The 18,949-nt window shown below is 37.5% G+C and carries 15 protein-coding genes; 13 read left to right on the top strand and 2 right to left on the bottom strand.

Annotation, left to right across the window (positions count from 1 at the left end; all coding sequences use genetic code 11):
- Positions 1 to 2 precede the first annotated feature (2 nt).
- From atpH to atpG, 3 genes are all read left to right on the top strand, one after another.
- Positions 3 to 539 (top strand): ATP synthase F1 subunit delta, encoded by a 537-nt coding sequence (gene atpH / locus RNZ47_RS02575; RefSeq protein WP_311935914.1) that lies wholly within the window; start codon positions 3 to 5, stop codon positions 537 to 539.
- 42 nt (positions 540 to 581) lie between these two features.
- Positions 582 to 2,162, top strand: a complete 1,581-nt coding sequence (atpA, locus tag RNZ47_RS02570) for a F0F1 ATP synthase subunit alpha (RefSeq protein ID WP_311935911.1) — start codon at positions 582 to 584, stop codon at positions 2,160 to 2,162.
- A 109-nt stretch (positions 2,163 to 2,271) separates the two neighbouring features.
- Entirely contained in the window at positions 2,272 to 3,132 is an 861-nt protein-coding gene (gene atpG, locus RNZ47_RS02565) for an ATP synthase F1 subunit gamma (protein WP_311935907.1), read from the top strand.
- Between the two features lie 81 nt (positions 3,133 to 3,213).
- Here atpG and RNZ47_RS02560 read toward each other — a convergent pair whose 3' ends face one another.
- Entirely contained in the window at positions 3,214 to 3,678 is a 465-nt protein-coding gene (locus RNZ47_RS02560) for a hypothetical protein (protein ID WP_311935903.1), read from the bottom strand.
- 260 nt (positions 3,679 to 3,938) lie between these two features.
- Here RNZ47_RS02560 and RNZ47_RS02555 point away from each other — a divergent pair, with 260 nt between their 5' ends.
- The 7 genes from RNZ47_RS02555 to RNZ47_RS02525 all read left to right on the top strand — a co-directional run bounded on the left by RNZ47_RS02555 (position 3,939) and on the right by RNZ47_RS02525 (position 10,977).
- Positions 3,939 to 4,445 (top strand): hypothetical protein, encoded by a 507-nt coding sequence (locus tag RNZ47_RS02555; protein ID WP_311935900.1) that lies wholly within the window; start codon positions 3,939 to 3,941, stop codon positions 4,443 to 4,445.
- A 58-nt stretch (positions 4,446 to 4,503) separates the two neighbouring features.
- Positions 4,504 to 5,964 carry an oligosaccharide flippase family protein gene (locus RNZ47_RS02550; protein WP_311935897.1) on the top strand — a complete coding sequence of 487 codons (1,461 nt, stop codon included), beginning with the start codon at positions 4,504 to 4,506 and terminating at the stop codon, positions 5,962 to 5,964.
- A 1-nt stretch (position 5,965) separates the two neighbouring features.
- Positions 5,966 to 6,400 carry a dUTP diphosphatase gene (gene dut / locus RNZ47_RS02545; RefSeq protein WP_311935894.1) on the top strand — a complete coding sequence of 145 codons (435 nt, stop codon included), beginning with the start codon at positions 5,966 to 5,968 and terminating at the stop codon, positions 6,398 to 6,400.
- A 107-nt stretch (positions 6,401 to 6,507) separates the two neighbouring features.
- Positions 6,508 to 7,527, top strand: coding sequence for a sugar phosphate nucleotidyltransferase (locus RNZ47_RS02540; protein ID WP_311935891.1), 1,020 nt, complete (start codon positions 6,508 to 6,510; stop codon positions 7,525 to 7,527).
- Between the two features lie 92 nt (positions 7,528 to 7,619).
- Complete coding sequence (locus RNZ47_RS02535; RefSeq protein WP_311935887.1) at positions 7,620 to 8,981, top strand: tetratricopeptide repeat protein; 1,362 nt, start codon at positions 7,620 to 7,622, stop codon at positions 8,979 to 8,981.
- Positions 8,981 to 9,748 carry a lipoprotein insertase outer membrane protein LolB1 gene (gene lolB1, locus RNZ47_RS02530; RefSeq protein ID WP_311935885.1) on the top strand — a complete coding sequence of 256 codons (768 nt, stop codon included), beginning with the start codon at positions 8,981 to 8,983 and terminating at the stop codon, positions 9,746 to 9,748. The genes RNZ47_RS02535 and lolB1 overlap by 1 nt, the downstream gene beginning before the upstream one ends.
- A gap of 2 nt (positions 9,749 to 9,750) precedes the next feature.
- Positions 9,751 to 10,977: a murein hydrolase activator EnvC family protein gene (locus tag RNZ47_RS02525; protein WP_311935883.1), complete on the top strand. Its 1,227-nt coding sequence runs from the start codon at positions 9,751 to 9,753 to the stop codon at positions 10,975 to 10,977.
- 45 nt (positions 10,978 to 11,022) lie between these two features.
- Here the strand turns inward: RNZ47_RS02525 and RNZ47_RS02520 are convergent, their stop codons facing one another.
- The gene (locus tag RNZ47_RS02520; protein WP_311935881.1) at positions 11,023 to 11,235 is read right to left on the bottom strand and encodes a DUF6515 family protein; all 213 of its coding nucleotides are present in this window, start codon (positions 11,233 to 11,235) and stop codon (positions 11,023 to 11,025) included.
- A 232-nt stretch (positions 11,236 to 11,467) separates the two neighbouring features.
- On the opposite strand from RNZ47_RS02520, the gene RNZ47_RS02515 reads away from it, so the two are divergent.
- The 3 genes from RNZ47_RS02515 to RNZ47_RS02505 all read left to right on the top strand — a co-directional run bounded on the left by RNZ47_RS02515 (position 11,468) and on the right by RNZ47_RS02505 (position 18,921).
- A complete protein-coding gene (locus tag RNZ47_RS02515; protein ID WP_311935878.1) occupies positions 11,468 to 12,169 on the top strand; it encodes a CoA transferase subunit A in 702 nt (233 codons plus the stop codon).
- A gap of 97 nt (positions 12,170 to 12,266) precedes the next feature.
- Entirely contained in the window at positions 12,267 to 12,926 is a 660-nt protein-coding gene (locus tag RNZ47_RS02510; RefSeq protein WP_311935876.1) for a 3-oxoacid CoA-transferase subunit B, read from the top strand.
- Positions 12,927 to 13,611: 685 nt separating this feature from the next.
- Positions 13,612 to 18,921, top strand: a complete 5,310-nt coding sequence (locus RNZ47_RS02505) for an immunoglobulin-like domain-containing protein (RefSeq protein ID WP_311935873.1) — start codon at positions 13,612 to 13,614, stop codon at positions 18,919 to 18,921.
- Positions 18,922 to 18,949: the final 28 nt, after the last annotated feature.

Below are 18,949 nucleotides of genomic sequence, written 5' to 3'. Positions count from 1 at the left end.
TCATGGCAGGAGCAAGAGCAGCAATACGTTACGCAAAAGCAGTTTTAAGTTTAGCATCTGATAAAAATACAACCGAGGTTGTAAATAAAGACATGAAGCTAATAGCCAAAACTATTGCAGAGAGCACAGAGTTAAACAATGCGCTTCAAAATCCTGTAGTGAGTTCTTCAGTTAAAAAAGCCATTTTATTAGATGTTTTTAAAGGTTCTAATGAAATGACAAAAAATTTAATCGATACCCTAATTACAAATAAAAGATTACCGCTTTTACAAGAAGTCGCTTTAAAATACAATCTTTTATTCGACGAATTAACAGGAACTCAAGTGGCCCAAGTAACTACCGCTATACCTTTAACAGACGATTTAAGAGTTAAGGTGTTGGCTAAGGTTAAAGAGCTTACAGGAAAAGATGCTGAAATTAAAAGCATTATAGACGAAAGCATTTTAGGAGGCTTTATCTTGCGTGTTGGAGATATTCAATACAATGCAAGTATTGCAAACAAATTAAATAAGTTAAAAAGAGAATTTACATTAAACTAAAATAATTCAGAGTTCTAAATTCTGGGTTCAAAATTAATAAAGATGGCAGAAGTAAAACCAGCTGAAGTATCAGCAATCTTAAAACAACAACTGGCAGGATTCAAGGCTACAGCATCTTTAGATGAAGTAGGAACAGTATTAACTGTTGGTGATGGTATTGTACGTGCCTATGGACTTTCAAACGCTCAATATGGTGAGCTGGTAGAATTTGATGGCGGTCTTGAAGGTATTGTACTTAACCTTGAAGAAGACAACGTAGGTATTGTATTATTAGGACACTCTAAAGCAGTTGCCGAAGGTTCTACGGTAAAACGTACGGGCAGAATCGCTTCTATTAACGTAGGTGAAGGTATTGTTGGTCGTGTTGTTGATACATTAGGGACACCAATAGATGGAAAAGGCCCTATTGCCGGTGAAACTTACCAAATGCCCTTAGAGCGTAAAGCGCCTGGGGTTATTTATCGTGAACCGGTTACCGAGCCCTTACAAACCGGAGTTAAAGCAATTGACGCAATGATTCCTGTTGGACGTGGACAACGTGAGCTGGTAATTGGAGATAGACAAACTGGTAAAACAGCCGTTTGTATTGACACCATTATAAATCAAAAAGAATTTTACGATGCAGGCGAGCCTGTATATTGTATATATGTTGCAGTTGGGCAAAAGGCATCAACAGTAGCTTTAATAGCTAAAACCCTGGAAGAAAAAGGAGCATTAGCTTATACTACTATTGTTGCTGCAAATGCATCAGATCCTGCGCCAATGCAAGTTTATGCACCAATGGCCGGAGCTGCAATCGGTGAGTATTTTAGAGATACGGGTCGTCCAGCTTTAATTATCTATGACGATTTATCTAAACAAGCGGTAGCGTATCGTGAGGTATCTTTATTGTTACGTCGCCCACCAGGACGTGAGGCGTACCCTGGAGACGTTTTCTATTTACACTCACGTTTATTAGAGCGTTCTGCAAAAGTGATTAATGATGATGCGATTGCTAAAGAAATGAACGATTTACCAGATAGCTTAAAGCCCATGGTAAAAGGTGGAGGTTCGTTAACCGCTTTACCAATTATTGAAACGCAGGCAGGTGACGTATCAGCTTATATTCCAACAAACGTAATTTCCATTACCGATGGACAAATTTTCTTAGATGGTGATTTATTTAACTCTGGTGTTCGTCCGGCAATTAACGTAGGTATTTCGGTATCTCGTGTTGGTGGTAACGCTCAGATTAAATCAATGAAAAAGGTATCAGGTACTTTAAAATTAGACCAAGCGCAATTCCGTGAGTTAGAAGCTTTCGCAAAGTTTGGATCTGATTTAGATGCCGTTACTTTAAACGTAATCGAAAAAGGAAAACGTAACGTTGAAATTTTAAAGCAAGCACAAAACGATCCGTTTACAGTTGAAGACCAAGTAGCTATTATTTACGCAGGGTCTAAAAACTTATTGAAAGATGTTCCTGTTGAAAAAGTTAAAGAATTCGAACGTGATTATATAGAATTCTTAAACGCAAAGCACAGAGATGTTCTAGATACTTTAAAGGCAGGTAAATTAACTGATGAAGTTACAGATACATTAACAGCTGTGGCTAAAGATTTATCGGGAAAGTATAGAAATTAATAAAAAGGCCCATCGCAGCCTCCCCGAAAGGGAAGAGTTGTGAGATGGTGCTTGTATTTTAACATAATCAATTAATCCCTTCCCTTTGGGGAGGTTAGGTGGGGCTAATATGGCAAACTTAAAAGAAATACGTAACAGAATATCCTCGGTATCTTCAACGATGCAGATTACCAGTGCCATGAAAATGGTATCGGCTGCAAAGTTAAAGAAGGCACAAGATGCTATTACCGCAATGCGCCCTTATGCAGATAAGTTGACTGAGCTTTTACAAAGCTTAAGTGCCACTTTAGATGCAGACTCTGGAAGCAAATTTTCCACGCAACGCGAAGTAAACAATGTTTTAATTGTTCCTATTACATCCAATAGAGGCTTATGTGGCGCTTTTAATTCTAATATTATTAAGCAAACACAACATTTAATTAGCAATGTATACGCTGGTAAAAAGGTTTCGGTAGTTGCAATTGGAAAAAAAGCAAACGATGCGTTTGTAAAACAAAACATGGTTATCGCCAATAAAAGTGAGGTTTTTGATGATTTGACTTTTGATAATGTGGCAGAAATCGCTGAATCGTTAATGGAGAAATTTGTTGCCGGTGAGTTCGATAAAATCGAAATTGTTTACAACAAGTTTAAAAATGCGGCAACTCAAATTGTAATGACTGAGCAATTTTTACCAATTGTTCCTATTGAGGGTGAAGCAAATAACAATTCAGATTATATTTTTGAGCCATCGAAAGTTGAAATCGTTGAGGAGTTGATTCCTAAATCGTTAAAAACACAATTGTATAAAGGTATTAGAGACTCTTTTGCAAGCGAACACGGTGCGCGAATGACAGCAATGCACAAAGCAACGGATAACGCCACAGAATTAAGAGACCAGCTTAAATTAACGTACAACAAAGCGCGTCAAGCTGCAATTACCAACGAAATCCTTGAAATTGTTGGAGGTGCGGAAGCTTTGAATAATTAGATTACGATTTTTTTATTCACAACATTATAGACCTTTCATTAACATTTAGTGAGAGGTTTTTTTATTGCTGTTTGATTTTGATTAACACTTATCGCTTGCCAGTGTGCAACGTTTACGCCCATGTTTTTTTACAAGGCTACACCATTTTCCAGTTTTACTCTTACAGTAATCATTCTGCAAGACATCATCTACCTCGTGGCAACATTTGTCATTGCTTAAAGCTAGAAACCCTATTTCTTTAGCTAATGCTATTGCATTTGCTGCCTTATGCCCAACATCTTCTATTGTACAGGCAAACAATTCTCTTATTGTAACTTCCCCAGCATCAATCATTAAATTTTTTAGAATCTCGAATACCTTGCTATCTGGTGCAGCATCTTCAAGGCTTTCATAAAGTTCGCTGTCTGATACACCCCGACACTTGCATGCAGAATTAGAAGTATTACCTGATTGACCATTGTTTCGTGCGTAAGCTACTTTTTCCTCCACATGTTGAAGACGTACCGTCAATTCACCAATGTCTTTCCCTATTTTGTACTTTCCCATAATTAAAAATTTGAATTAAAATAAAGTGTTACCATATTTTTGAAGAGGTAGCCATGTCTAGATTATGGGAATAAAGCAACTCTTAAAATTAAGAAATATATTTCAATAAATAAATAACTATTTGATTATTATGTGTTTAAATGCCGGTATTTAGTTTTAAACATTTCGACTGACTCATTTTTCTTTCAAAAATCCAGTTTTCTGATTTTTTTTATGGCATCAATTTTGAAACCGTATCTTTATAATTCTATAATTAAGCCATGAAACTTTTAAAGCATATTTTATTCTCATTTTTATTGTTGGTCATGATGTCTAGCTTTTCGCAATGTTCCGGTGTCCCAAAGCTAGAAAAGAAAACCTCAATAAATTTTGGAGATGTGTATTCTCAAAAATGGACCTCAGGCATTAAAGAAGGTGGTTCGGGCATCAAGTTGTTTATTCCAGTTACAAAGTCAAATAAAAACCTGCAATTAGACTCGGTTTATTTTAGAGGAAAAGTTACAAAACTCTTATTGTCGCATGACGGTTTGCGTTATGTTGGCATATTCAAAAAGAAAGAAAAACGGAGCTACAATGTTGTAATGAGCAGCGATCCACTTGAAGAATACGGCAACGAAACACCACCAATACCAAAGAAAATCCCGTTTGACTTAAAAGCAAGCGAATGTATTGTAAGTTATAAAGAAAATAAGAAAACCAAATACATTAAAATCGATCAGATTAACGAAAAACCAATGGCATCATATCCAAGCGTACCGCCGCAATAATATATCTTTGGTTTACGTTAGCTAAAAACGTATTTTTAGCCCTATAAATAACCAATCGTTGAGCGGACTCAAATCACTTTTTAAGCAAACATTTATCTACGGATTAGCCACAGTGCTACCCAGAATGTTGAGTTTTTTATTGGTAAGGTTGCACACTGATGAAAGCGTTTTAAAATCGGTTGCCGACTATGGCGATGTGTCCCTCATATTTTCCTATTTTGTATTATTCAATGTGGTTTTAGCCTATGGCATGGAAACCGCCTTTTTTAGGTTTTTCAATAAAGAGGACGATAAATCCAAAGTCGTCGGAACCTCTTCCGTATCCTTAATAATTACGTCTTTGCTCTTCTTTGTTTTGGCCATAGCTTTTCAAAACCAGATTGCAAATGCTATTGATATTAAAGCAGAATACATTCATTTAGTCATTTGGATTTTATTGTTAGATGCTTTGGTTATCATCCCTTTCGCTTGGTTACGCGCCAAGGCCAAACCAATAAAGTACGCGGTAATTAAAATATTGAACATAGTGATTAACCTGGGATTGAACCTATTTTTGCTATTATGGTTAAAAGATTTAGCTACGGAGTCTTCTGTATTCGCATCGGTTTATCAACCGAATTACGAAATTAATTACATATTCATTGCCAATTTAGTGGCTAGTGCGGTAACGTTGTTATTGATGCTTCCGTTTTATTTTAAAGTAAAATACACTTTCAACACAGCGCTTTGGAAACAAATGATGCGTTATGCTTTTCCTGTTTTAATTGCTGGAGTAGCATTTTCGGTGAACGAAACTTTTGATAGAATTTTATTGGATAAACTATTGCCCGAAAACATAGCCAAAACCGAAATTGGAATGTATTCGGCCTGTTATAAATTGGCGTTGTTTATGACGCTTTTCGCAACAGCTTACAGATTAGGGATTGAACCCTTCTTTTTTAGTCATGCCAAAACAGAAAACCCACAAAAAAACTATGCCAAAATCTTGGAGTTCTTTGTTATTTTTGGTTCGGTAATTTTATTGACGGTGGTTGTTTTTGCCGATGTTTTAAAAGTTATTTTTATTGGAGACGAGGCCTATTGGGAAGCCATGTGGATTGTACCCATTGTTTTGCTGGCAAATTTCTGTTTGGGTATTTACCACAATTTATCGGTGTGGTACAAGATAACCGATAGAACAAAATTCGGGGCGTACATTTCGGTTTTCGGAGCTGTATTGACGCTTTTGCTCAATTTCTGGCTCATACCAATAATAAGTTACAAAGGCTCTGCAATTGCAACCCTAGCCGCCTATGCTTGCATGATGTTGGCATCGTTTTATTTCGGAAGAAAATATTACCCCATTCCTTATAATTTGAAAAAAATCGGAATGTATTTAGCGCTTTCCGTTGGGTTATCAAGTCTATCATTTTATCAATTTAGAGAAAATTATAGTGTTGGAATAGCATTGTTAATCGTATTTTTGACAATCATTTATTTTTCAGAAAAAAATCAAATTAAACAATTATTAAAGCGTTGATATGCAAATTAAAATAATAAACAAATCCAATCACGATTTACCGCACTACGAAACCATAGCATCGGCAGGCATGGATTTACGCGCAAATATTTCAGAATCCAGAACATTAAAACCCTTGGAACGCAGTATTGTTGGCACAGGTTTGTTTATAGAACTGCCTATTGGTTTTGAAGCTCAAGTGCGTCCGCGGAGTGGGTTAGCAGCAAAAAAAGGCATTACCGTTCTAAATGCTCCGGGAACCATTGATGCCGATTACAGAGGCGAAATTGGCGTGATTTTAGTAAATCTTTCAAATGAAGACTTTGTTATCAATAACGGCGAGCGAATTGCGCAATTGGTTATAGCAAAACACGACCGTGCCGAATGGATTGAAGTCGAAGAACTTTCTGAAACCTCTCGTGGCGAAGGCGGTTTTGGGAGTACAGGAACGAAGTAATTGACGAATTACGATTAACGATTTTTGATTTCAAAACAGGAAAACATTCGTGTATTCGTGGCTAAAACAAATTAACAACTAAACAAAAAACGACTTAACTCTAAAAGATGAAAATAATAGTTCCCATGGCAGGGCGAGGTTCTCGTTTACGCCCACATAGTTTAACCGTTCCAAAGCCTTTAATTCCGGTGGCAGGGCAACCCATTGTGCATCGCTTGGTTAAAGATATAGCTAAAATTTTAAAACAACCTATTGAAGAAATCGCTTTTGTTTTAGGCGATCCAGCTTGGTTTGGCGACGATGTTGTGAAAAGCTTGGAAGCATTGGCAGAAAGCTTAGGCGCCAAGCCTTCTATTTACCGTCAGGATTTGCCTTTGGGAACCGGTCATGCCATTATGTGCGCAAAACCATCACTTTCGGGGCCGGCAGTTATCGCTTATGCCGACACTTTAATTAGAGCCGAATTTGATTTAGACCCTAAAGCAGATGCCGTTATTTGGACCAAACAAGTTGAAAACCCGGAAGCTTACGGTGTGGTAAAACTCAATGCCAAAGAAGAAATTGTTGAGCTTGTTGAAAAACCCAAAACCTTTGTAAGCGACCAAGCGGTTATTGGCATTTATTATTTTAAAGATGTTGGTGTTTTAAAAGGAAAGCTACAAGAAATTCTTGATGAGAACGTTATGAATGGTGGCGAGTACCAAATTAATGATGGTATAAAACGCATGATGGCTGAAGGGAAAATATTTAAAACGGGCACTGTTGACGAATGGATGGATTGCGGCAATAAAGCCATAACTATAGAAACCAATCAGCGGATGCTAGGGTTTTTAAAAGCTGATGGCGACGAGCAATTGGTATCAAATTCAGCCAAATTGGAAAACTCAAATATTATCGAACCATGCTTTATTGGCGATAATGTAACGCTTAAAAACAGTACGGTTGGACCATTTGTTTCCATTGGAAACGATAGTGTTGTTGAAAATTCAACCGTTAAAAATAGCTTAATTCAAACCCAAACAAGCATTAAAAATGCTAATTTAGACCATGCCATGATTGGTAACCACGTAAAGTACGATGGTAATTTTACCAGCATAAGTATTGGCGATTATTCCATATTGGAATAAATTCCTGTGTAAACAGGAATCTTATAAAACTGACTTTGGAATACTATTTGGAAACACAATGTTATGATGAGCGCAATCGAAGCATCTTTCTTATGAAACAAAAATTACACATATTGGTTTTCATTTTCGGATTGTTTCTCTTTCCGCAGGTAAATTACGCCCAAGTCGATTTTAACAAAAAACCAGATGACGATTTAGGCAATGTAGATGATAAATTTCAGGAATTGTTCTATGAAGCTTTAAAACAAAAAGGTATCGAGAATTACGACCGATCTGTTGAAGCGTTGTTAAAATGCATCGAAATAGATAATTCTGTACCCGTTTTATATTTCGAATTGGGTAAAAACTACAACAAGCTTAAAAACTTTGGTGCGGCTGAAGATGCGCTTAAAAAAGCTGTAAAAATAGAACCCGATAACGAATGGTTTTTGGATGAATTGTATGGGTTTTATGCTTCTCAAAACGAGTACGATAAGGCAATAAAAACAGTAAAGCAACTGGTTAAATACCACCCCGATTACAAAGAAGATTTGGCATCGTTGTATGTGCAGACAAAAAAGTATAATGATGCTTTAAAGGTTTTAGATGAATTGGATGCCGAGTTTGGAATATCGGTGGCCAGAGACCTGATGCGCAATCAAATTTACGAGGCAACGGGGCGCAAAAAAGACCAAATTAAAAACTTGGAATCCCGCGTTGAAAATAACCCAGACAAAGAATCGAATTATTTAGCGCTTATTTTCCGATACAGCGAAAACAACGACAAAGAAAAAGCATTTGAAACAGCCAAGGAATTGCTTAAAATAAATCCGAAATCGCAAATAGTACATTTAGCCTTGTACAAATTTTATTTAGATGATAATGCTACCGATAAGGCCATTGAATCGATGAAAATAGTTTTAAAAAGCAGCCAAATAAAACCGGAGGCCAAACTTAAAGTGTTGTCGGATTTTGTGAGTTTTGTTCGTGAAAATCCGGAATATGAATCCGATTTGGTTGAAGTTACCGCTTTGGTTGGCGATAGCAATAATGGTAAAACCTTGGTTGAATTGGCACAGTATTATTTAAAAAAAGGCGATAAAACAAAAGCCTTAAAATACTACGAGGATGCTTTGGCTTTGGAAACCAATAACTTTCAAATTTTGCGTAATGTGTTACTGCTTTATATCGATTTGAAACAGTTTGATTTGGCTTCGGAAAAAAGCAGTAAAGCTCTGGAAAAATATCCGTCGCAACCCATATTTTATTTAATAAATGGCGTTGCCTTAAATGGATTGAGTCAATCTGAAAAAGCAGTAGAAATTTTAGAATCTGGATTGGATTATATTATTGAAGACACCAAAATGGAAGCCGATTTTTACAGTCAATTAAGTAAAGCTTATACCTCATTAAACAATACAGCTAAGGCAAAAACGTTTGCTGATAAAGCGAAACAATTAGAAACTTCAAATTAATGCACAGACCTACTTATATTATTTTTACGCTGGTTACATTGTTAATGTTTAGCTGCAAATCGAGCAAAACAATTAGTACTGGTGAAGCAAATTATGACTTATCCACAAGGCAATTAATAAATGAAAACGCCAAACAAGCAGCGCGTTTTAAAACACTGCAGGCAAAACTTAAAATAAGCTATTTTCAAGACCAAAAAGAACAAACGCACGCGGTTTCGTTTAGAGCGAAAAGGGATGAGGTGTTATGGATAAGCGCCACTTTTTCGGTTATAAGGGCCAAAGTTACCCCGGAAAAAGTAAGTTTTTACAATAAGTTGGATAATACGTATTTTGAAGGCGATTACGAGTATTTAAGTGATTTATTGGGAACGGAACTGGATTTTAAAAAAGTACAGAATCTGTTGCTTGGCGAAGCGTTATTTAATTTAAAAGAAGAGGCTTATAAGTCCAGTGTAGATAATGGCGTTTACGTGCTTCAACCAAAAAAACAACGCGAATTATTTGAGATTTTCTTTTTGTTGGATCCGTCGTATTTTAAGGTAAAATCACAGCAAATTTCACAACCAAAAACATTTAGACATCTACAAATAGATTATTTGGCGTACCAAGAAGTTAATGGACAAACGCTTCCGCTACACACCAAAATTATTGCTGTTGATGCGAATGAAGAAACCATTATTAAATTGGAATTTAAAAACGTATCGTTAAATGAAGACTTGCGTTTTCCGTTTAAAATACCATCTGGTTTTAAAGAAATTAAGTTATAACATTGAACACAAAAAAAACATATATATTTTTAACTCTGCTGGTTTTTTGCCTGTGCTGTGCTTCGGGGTTTTCTCAAAATAACAAACAAAAAGAACTGGAAACACGCCGTCAAGAATTAAGGCGCGAAATCCAAAAAATCAATGAACTGCGCTTAGAAAACAAGTCAAAAGAAAAATCGCAATTATCGTTAATTGAAGATTTTAATTATAAAATAAACGTCCTAAACAACTTAATTAAGGTTACCAACCAGCAAGCCAATTTAATTACCAGGGAAATTAGTTCAAATCAAAAGAAAATTACAAAGCTTAGAGACGAATTAAAACAGCTTAAAGAAGATTATGCGGACATGATTGTAAAGTCGTACAAAAGCAAAAACCAACAAAGTAGGATTATGTTTTTGCTGTCTTCAAACGATTTTAAACAAGCTTACAAACGACTGCAATACATAAAACAATATAGCGACCACCAAAAGCAACAAGGCGAAACCATAAAAGCGAAAACAAAAGAATTACAGGATATTAACACCAATTTGTTAAAGCAAAAAGAAGACAAACAAAAGTTAATTGCCGAAAATAAAGTAACTCAAAAATCATTGGAAGCCGAACGCAAACAGCATCAGGTTTTAATGCAATCCATTAAAAACAACATCAATCTTTATACAAACCAAATTAATAATAGAGAGCGTGAAGCCAGAAAAATTGATGCCGAAATAGATAAAATCATAAAAGCTGCCATTGCAAAATCGAATAAAAAGGCAGGCAAATCCTCTAACTCAAAAACCTTTGCCTTAACCCCAGCCGGTAAAGCTTTGGCTAAAGATTTTGAATCGAATAAAGGCAAGTTGGGTTGGCCTGTTGAAAAAGGCATTGTAAAAGTACGTTACGGCACGCAACCCCATCCTATAAATAGATCGTTAACCATTAAAAGTAACGGGGTTAGAATTGCCACCGAAAAAAACGCTAAGGTTAGGGCTGTTTTTAGTGGCGAAGTAATTGGTGTTGTTGCCATGAAAAACATAAACCCGCTGGTTATGATTCGCCATGGAAACTACATTACCACCTACAAAAACCTATCTAAAGTTTATGTAAAAGAAGGTGATAAAGTTACCACTAAACAGGAAATAGGCGAGGTTTTTACCAATAAAAGAACCGGTGAAACGATATTGAGTTTTAGTATCTCGAAAGAAAGCAGCACCCAAAACCCAGCGTCTTGGATTTATAAAATGTAAAACGGTCGTCATGCTGCCTCAATAGTTCAGCCTCATTTTATTTGCTTACACTCTAACAATCACAAATCCTTTTCTTGTTTTTCTGTAATGGTTTCCGTTCCAAAAATAGTAGCGCTTGCCTTTTACCCTTACAATTTTGTAATGTTTTGGCGCCTTTTTAATAACCGTAACCTTTGCAGGTCTGGTTTCTACATAGGTTGCACACGATGTTGCACTTAGCATAAATAATACTGAAAATAAAATAACTGAAGTTCTCATAGCAATAGAGATTTTGGGTTAATAGTATTAATTGGACTTGCCAAAAGTTTAAAAGTTTAATAGGAAGGTTTTTTGAAAATTATAATCAACTCCTTAAGCCCAACCTTGTGTTAAAGCTAAAATTTCTACCTGCATAACATAAGTCGTATAAAAACGATATGGTAAAAGAATGGCTATTATTTAATATTATTATTCAATTATTCGTAATTTTAGACGACAAAAATTATTGATAATGATAAATAAAAAAGTGGCTAATGTTCAAGAAGCACTTCAAGGCATCAAAGATAATATGACTTGTATGTTTGGAGGTTTCGGACTTAGCGGAATCCCTGAAAACGCCATAGCTGAAATAGTAAAAATGGGCACCAAAGGATTAACCTGTATTTCCAATAATGCTGGAGTTGACGATTTTGGATTGGGCTTATTGTTGCAAAAACATCAAATAAAAAAAATGGTGTCCTCTTATGTGGGAGAAAACGATGAGTTTGAACGACAAATGCTTTCAGGCGAATTGGATGTAGAGTTAATTCCACAAGGTACATTGGCAGAACGCTGCAGAGCGGCGCAAGCGGGTTTCCCTGCTATTTACACCCCAGCGGGATACGGAACAGAGGTTGCCGAAGGCAAAGAAACCAGAGAATTTAACGGAAAAATGTATGTTTTGGAACATGCTTTTGATGCCGATTTTGCCTTTATAAAGGCTTGGAAAGGCGACGCGGCAGGCAATTTAATTTTTAAAGGCACTGCTCGAAATTTCAATCCTAATATGTGTGGCGCTGCAAAAATAACCGTCGCTGAAGTTGAGGAATTGGTCCCATTGGGAACTTTGGACCCCAATCAAATTCATATCCCTGGAATTTTTGTACAACGCATATTTCAAGGTGAAAGATATGAGAAACGGATTGAGCAACGCACCGTTAGACCAAAAAATTAAGTGATGTTATTCCTGCGAAAGTAGGAATCCACTTTTTAAAATTTAGATTCATTTAAAAAGATTCCCATTTCCATGGGAATGACAAAATAAAATATAGATGTTAGATAAAACAGGTATTGCAAAGCGAATAGCCAAAGAAGTGAAAGACGGCTATTATGTTAACTTAGGAATCGGGATTCCTACTTTAGTGGCCAATTATGTAAGAAACGATATTGAAGTTGAATTTCAAAGTGAAAATGGCGTATTGGGTATGGGACCATTTCCTTTTGAAGGCGAGGAAGATGCCGATGTAATTAACGCGGGCAAACAAACCATTACCACTTTACCAGGAGCTAGTTTTTTTGATTCTGCCTTAAGCTTTTCCATGATACGGGGGCAACATGTAGATTTAACCATTTTAGGCGCTATGGAAGTTGCAGAAAACGGAGACATTGCCAATTGGAAAATTCCGGGACGTATGGTAAAAGGCATGGGAGGCGCTATGGATTTGGTGGCAAGTGCAGAAAATATAATTGTTGCCATGATGCACACTAATAAAAAAGGAGAGTCTAAATTGTTAAAAATATGCTCGTTGCCATTAACCGGTGTGGGTTGTGTAAAAAAGATAGTAACTAATATGGCCGTGTTGGAAGTAACCGAAAAAGGCTTTAAACTTTTAGAACGTGCACCGGGAGTTTCAGTTGAAGCGATTAAAAAGGCTACTGAAGGTACTTTAATTGTTGAAGGCGAAATACCGGAAATGATTTTCGATGAATAAAAACAATAGATAAAACGCATTAAATGTTAAAATAAATTGCATTTCGTCGAATTAATGTGTTTTTAATCTGATAAATTAAAAATTTGTTCCATATTTACATCAGCAAATTTACCAAATCAATTTATATAGATTTTTCCAAATCTACCATAAACTTAACCTAAATAATTATGGAATCAAATCTACCTGAACAACCCACTTTTAGAGATAGTAAACTAAAAGAAGCGCTCCAAGAAAATTTGCGGTTTTTAAAAAGTTTGCTTTATCTAACAAAAAAAATATTTATGCTTTAGCATAAATATTTTTTTTTGCCCAATCTGTATTAGTTTTTCTTCATCTGTCAATTTCTTCATTTCTCTTTTTATTTAAGATAGTTATTTGATTTCATCACCAATCCGGTTTATTTCAATAACAGGAATATAAGGGTTATCAATTCTTAAAAACACCTTTTTTTGGTAGTAGCGCTCAAGTAATATAAGCCATTTTTAACTCCAATTCACTGTGTTACAACCCAAAAGACCTAAATCAAAATTATCCTTCAAAAGGACAAAGTAAGTTGTTTCTTCAAAAGCGTTATGGGTAATCCGTAAAAAACTACATGAAATGAAGATTGTCTATAAAAATCACTTTTAGTCTTAAAAAAACATTTATTTTTCAGAGCAATTTTTAATCAAATAACCAAACCCGAATGAAAAAACTATTACTATCACTCCTAATTCTATTCAATGTTACTTTTGCTTTTTCTCAAAGCAATGATGTACAAAAAGCAGAAAAATACTTATCTACTAAAGGTGAGTTAACATTTACTTTTAAAGTTAATAGCCAGAAAGAAATCGACAATTACTCAAAGGATTTTTCTATAGTAAATTACGATTCAAAAACCAAAACCGTTAAAGCTTGGGCAAACAAAAATCAGTTTAGAGCCTTTCAAGCTAAACATATACCTTTTCAAGTTCCCGAGAGCGAAAATGAAATGGATGCAGATTTAATTTATGATAGTAAATCTAAGAATTCAAAAGGTAGTCTTTCAGCAAAAGGACTTGCTAATACACTTAGCTTTCCGGTTGCTAATTACCCAACCTATGCCCAATATGCCCAACAAATGCAGGATTTTGAAAACGACTACCCTACTTTGGTTGATAAATTCAGTATTGGAACAACCACTCAAGGTGATAAAGAATTACTCTTTGTAAAAATTTCTGATAATGTTGGTACCGATGAGCAAGAGCCTAAACTTTTGTTTACCTCTTCAATGCACGGCGATGAAATTGCAGGGTATCCTATGATGTTAAGTTTAATAGATTATATTTTAACGGTATATTCCAATCCTGGACATGCCGATCATGCCAGAGTGAAAAACTTGGTAGAAAATACTGAAATATGGATAAACCCTAACGCCAATCCAGATGGTACTTACCACAATAGTCCATCAAACACCTCGGTAGCAAATGCTAGAAGAGGTAATGCCAACAATGTGGATTTAAACAGGAATTATCCAGATAATGTACAAGGGGCACATACCGATGGCAATGCTTATCAAACAGAAACCTTGGCTTTTATGGCTTTGGCCGATGCCAATCATTTTGTGATTTCAGCGAATTTTCATGGTGGGACTGAATTGGTAAATTATCCTTTCGATAATGCCTATGTAAGTCAGTACACCCACCCTGATGGAAATTGGTTTGAATTTACTGGTGTAGAATACGCAATGCATGCCCAAAATGACAGTGATGCCTTAGGCGATACCACTTACATGACCGCTGATGATGACAGCAATGTTTATCCGAGTCCGGGTGTAACTCATGGTGCTGAATGGTATCGTGTTTACGGTGGCAGACAAGATTTTATGAACTTTTACCATCAATGTAGAGAGATTACCGTTGAATTATCGGACACTAAAATTTTACCCGAAAGCCAATTGGTAAACTACTGGCTTTACAACCGCGATGCCTTGCTAGATTACTTAACCCAAGGCACCTATGGTTTTAGGGGCACCGTTAAAGATGCTAATACTAACAATCCTATTGATGCAACAGTAACCATTGTTGGCCATGATGCTTATGGGTCGCATACCGTAACAGATATTTCTCATGGGGATTATTACAGACCGATAAAAGCAGGGACTTACGATATTCTTTTTGAAGCACCTTGCTACCAACCGGTTACTTTAACGGGGCAAACCATTTCAGATTACCAAACGCTTGCATTGGCAGATGTTTTGCTAACTCCAATTGGTGCTGTTGCCCCTACAGGCTTGTCCGCTTCTAATTTAGGAGCAACCACAGCGTCTTTAAGTTGGGACGCTACCTCTGGGGCAACTTACGATTTAAGGTATAGAGAGGATGGGAATTCAACTTGGACAGATGTTAATGGGCTATCTAGCGCCTCTACCAATTTAACGGGATTAACTGCTTTAACACAATACGAGGCACAAGTAAGAAGTAATTGTAATGGCGGGAGTAGTTCCGCTTATAGTGCTTCCATAAATTTTACGACCACAAATGTACAGTTGAATTATTGTAATTCTGCAAGTACAAATGTTAATGACGAATATATTGGTAGGGTTCAGCTAAACACCATTGACAACAGCTCGGGTGCACAGTTTTATACTGATTTTACAAGTGTTTCAACCACATTGACGAAAGATACGCAATTTACAATAACAGTAACACCAACTTGGACGGGAACAACTTATAACGAAGGTTATTCCGTTTGGATTGATTATAATATTGATGGTGATTTTGATGATGCAGGCGAACAAGTTTGGACTAATGCTAGAACTAAAACAACACCAGTAAGCGGAAACTTTACCATACCATCTACAGCGGTTGAAGGCTCTACAAGAATGCGTGTTTCCATGAAGTATAATGCAGTTCCAACCTCTTGTGAAACATTTCAATATGGTGAAGTTGAAGATTATACCGTAGTTATTCAAGGATTGGTTGACACCACCGCACCGGTAATCACCTTAAACGGAGCAGCGACCATTAACTTAAACGTTGGCGATGTTTACACTGAACAAGGTGCCACAGCGAACGACAATAAAGACGGTGATATTTCGGCAAGCATTGTTGTAGGCGGCGATGTGGTTGATACCAACACAGCGGGCACTTATGTTGTGACCTATAACGTAAGCGATGCCGCAGGAAATGCAGCCACCCAAGTTACCCGAACGGTAAACGTAATTCCCGATACCACCGCACCGGTAATCACCTTAAACGGAGCATCGACCATAAACTTAAACGTTGGTGATGTTTATAACGAACAAGGTGCCACGGCAATTGACAATAAAGATGGCGATATTACGGCAGGCATTGTTGTAGCCGGCGATGTGGTTGATACCAACACAGCGGGCACTTATGTTGTCACCTATAACGTAAGTGATGCCGCAGGAAACACAGCGACCCAGGTTACCCGAACGGTAAACGTAATTCCCGATACCACCGCACCGGTAATCACCTTAAACGGCGCATCGACTATTGACTTAAATGTTGGTGATACGTACACTGAACAAGGTGCCACGGCAAGTGACAATAAAGACGGCGATATTACGGCAAGCATTGTTGTAGCCGGCGATGTGGTTGATACCAATACCGCGGGCACTTATGTTGTTACCTATAACGTAAGCGATGCCGCAGGAAATGCAGCGACTCAGGTTACCCGAACGGTAAACGTAATTCCCGATACCACCGCACCGGTAATCACCTTAAACGGAGCATCGACCATTAACTTAAACGTTGGCGATGTTTACACCGAACAAGGTGCAACAGCGAACGACAATAAAGACGGCGATATTTCGGCAAGCATTGTTGTAGGCGGCGATGTGGTTGATACCAACACAGCGGGCACTTATGTTGTGACCTATAACGTAAGCGATGCCGCAGGAAATGCAGCCACCCAAGTTACCCGAACGGTAAACGTAATTCCCGATACCACCGCACCGGTAATCACCTTAAACGGAGCATCGACCATAAACTTAAACGTCGGTGATGTTTATACTGAACAAGGCGCAACAGCGAACGACAATAAAGACGGCGATATTACGGCAAGCATTGTTGTAGCCGGAGATGTAGTTGATACCAACACAGCGGGAACTTATGTAGTAACCTATAACGTGAGCGATGCAGCAGGAAATGCAGCGACTCAGGTTACCCGAACGGTAAACGTAATTCCAGATACCACCGCACCGGTAATCACCTTAAACGGGGCATCGACCATCAACTTAAACGTCGGCGATGTTTACACCGAACAAGGTGCCACGGCAATTGACAATAAAGATGGCGATATTACGGCAGGCATTGTTGTAGCCGGCGATGTGGTTGATACCAACACAGCGGGCACTTATGTTGTCACCTATAACGTAAGCGATGCCGCAGGAAATGCAGCGACTCAGGTTACCCGAACGGTAAACGTAATTCCCGATACCACCGCACCGGTAATCACTTTAAACGGAGCAGCGACCATTAACTTAAACGTTGGCGATGTTTACACCGAACAAGGTGCAACAGCGAACGACAATAAAGATGGCGATATCACCGCAAGCATTGTTGTAGCCGGCGATGTAGTTGATACTAATACCGCGGGAACTTATGTAGTAACTTATAACGTAAGCGATGCCGCAGGAAATGCAGCCACCCAGGTTACACGAACGATAAATGTAGCAGAGGTTCCTAATGGATGTACAGGAGGTATTTCGTCATTTCCATATACGGAAGGTTTTGAGAATACTTTAGGCGCATGGACACAATCGACATCCGACGATATAAACTGGACCGTTGATGCCAACGGCACACCATCAAATAACACCGGACCAGCTAGTGCGGTTCAGGGTAGTTATTATGTGTTTGTAGAAGCTTCATCACCTAATTATCCTAGCAAAAGAGCTATTTTAAACTCACCATGCTTTGATTTGAGTGGATTAACAGAAGCCACATTCAGCTTTAAATATCATATGTATGGATCTTCAGATATGGGAACCATAGACTTGGAAGTTAGTACCGACGAAGGTAGTACTTGGACAAGTATTTGGAGTCAAACAGGCAATAAAGGAAACTCATGGCAAACTGCAAATGTCGATGTATCGGCTTATACAGGTGGCGGTATTCAATTACGATTCAACAGATTTGTTGGAGGCACTTGGCAAGCAGATATAGCTATTGATGATGTTAGCATGGTTGAAGGAGGCATAGTAGTATCGGCATGTTCTGGCGGAATAACGTCGTTCCCTTATACCGAAGGATTTGAGAATACTTTAGGTGCATGGACACAATCCACATCCGACGATATAAATTGGACCGTTGATGCCAACGGTACACCATCTGGAAGTACAGGACCAGCGAGTGCTGTTCAAGGAAGTTATTACATTTTTGTTGAAGCATCGGGCAATGGCACAGGATATCCTAACAAACAAGCCATTATTAATTCGCCTTGTTATGATTTAAGTGGGCAATCTTCAGCTACATTTAGCTTTAGCTACCACATGTATGGTGCTTCTGACATGGGAACCATTGCTTTAGAAGCAAGTAACGATAATGGCCTAAGTTGGACAAGTATTTGGAACCAATCTGGTAACAAAGGCAACTCGTGGCAAACGGCAAACGTAGATTTAGCTGCGTATGTAGGCAACAGTGTTCAGTTACGTTTTAACCGAGTAACGGGAAGCACTTGGCAGGCCGATATTGCTTTAGACAATATTAACTTAACCGCATCATCAGCCTTGGCCAAAAACAATTTAAACGATAAATTGTTGGATGTAAATACCAATACTTTAAATACGTTTAAGCTGTTTCCAAACCCAGTAAAAGGAGATGTATTGAACATCAAACTATCAAAGGGAACAAACCTATCCTACAAAATTATAAATATGTTGGGACAGGTTGTCAATACAGGCAAAACCACTAAAGAAGTTAAGGTAAACAACTTAGAGGCTGGTGTGTATTATATAGAAGTAAATGATGGTAATACAACCATGACAAAAAAGTTTATAAAGCGTAAATAGCTTAACCTTTTTAACCTTGGGAAAAGTC

The organism is Hwangdonia seohaensis (assembly GCF_031932625.1).
Classification (GTDB): Bacteria; Bacteroidota; Bacteroidia; order Flavobacteriales; family Flavobacteriaceae; genus Hwangdonia; species Hwangdonia seohaensis.
The sequence above is the reverse complement of the archived record's forward strand: the minus strand, read 5'-3'. Positions and strand labels throughout refer to the sequence as shown.

Bases quoted from the DNA above. Each gene is read 5' to 3' on its own strand.
- atpH (WP_311935914.1), top strand. From the start codon at position 3: ATGGCAGGAGCAAGAGCAGCAATACGTTACGCAAAAGCAGTTTTAAGT.
- lolB1 (WP_311935885.1), top strand. From the start codon at position 8,981: ATGCACAGACCTACTTATATTATTTTTACGCTGGTTACATTGTTAATG.
- RNZ47_RS02510 (WP_311935876.1), top strand. From the start codon at position 12,267: ATGTTAGATAAAACAGGTATTGCAAAGCGAATAGCCAAAGAAGTGAAA.
- dut (WP_311935894.1), top strand. From the start codon at position 5,966: ATGCAAATTAAAATAATAAACAAATCCAATCACGATTTACCGCACTAC.
- atpA (WP_311935911.1), top strand. From the start codon at position 582: ATGGCAGAAGTAAAACCAGCTGAAGTATCAGCAATCTTAAAACAACAA.
- RNZ47_RS02555 (WP_311935900.1), top strand. From the start codon at position 3,939: ATGAAACTTTTAAAGCATATTTTATTCTCATTTTTATTGTTGGTCATG.
- RNZ47_RS02535 (WP_311935887.1), top strand. From the start codon at position 7,620: ATGAAACAAAAATTACACATATTGGTTTTCATTTTCGGATTGTTTCTC.
- RNZ47_RS02505 (WP_311935873.1), top strand. From the start codon at position 13,612: ATGAAAAAACTATTACTATCACTCCTAATTCTATTCAATGTTACTTTT.
- RNZ47_RS02540 (WP_311935891.1), top strand. From the start codon at position 6,508: ATGAAAATAATAGTTCCCATGGCAGGGCGAGGTTCTCGTTTACGCCCA.
- atpG (WP_311935907.1), top strand. From the start codon at position 2,272: ATGGCAAACTTAAAAGAAATACGTAACAGAATATCCTCGGTATCTTCA.
- RNZ47_RS02560 (WP_311935903.1), bottom strand. From the start codon at position 3,678: ATGGGAAAGTACAAAATAGGGAAAGACATTGGTGAATTGACGGTACGT.
- RNZ47_RS02515 (WP_311935878.1), top strand. From the start codon at position 11,468: ATGATAAATAAAAAAGTGGCTAATGTTCAAGAAGCACTTCAAGGCATC.
- RNZ47_RS02520 (WP_311935881.1), bottom strand. From the start codon at position 11,235: ATGAGAACTTCAGTTATTTTATTTTCAGTATTATTTATGCTAAGTGCA.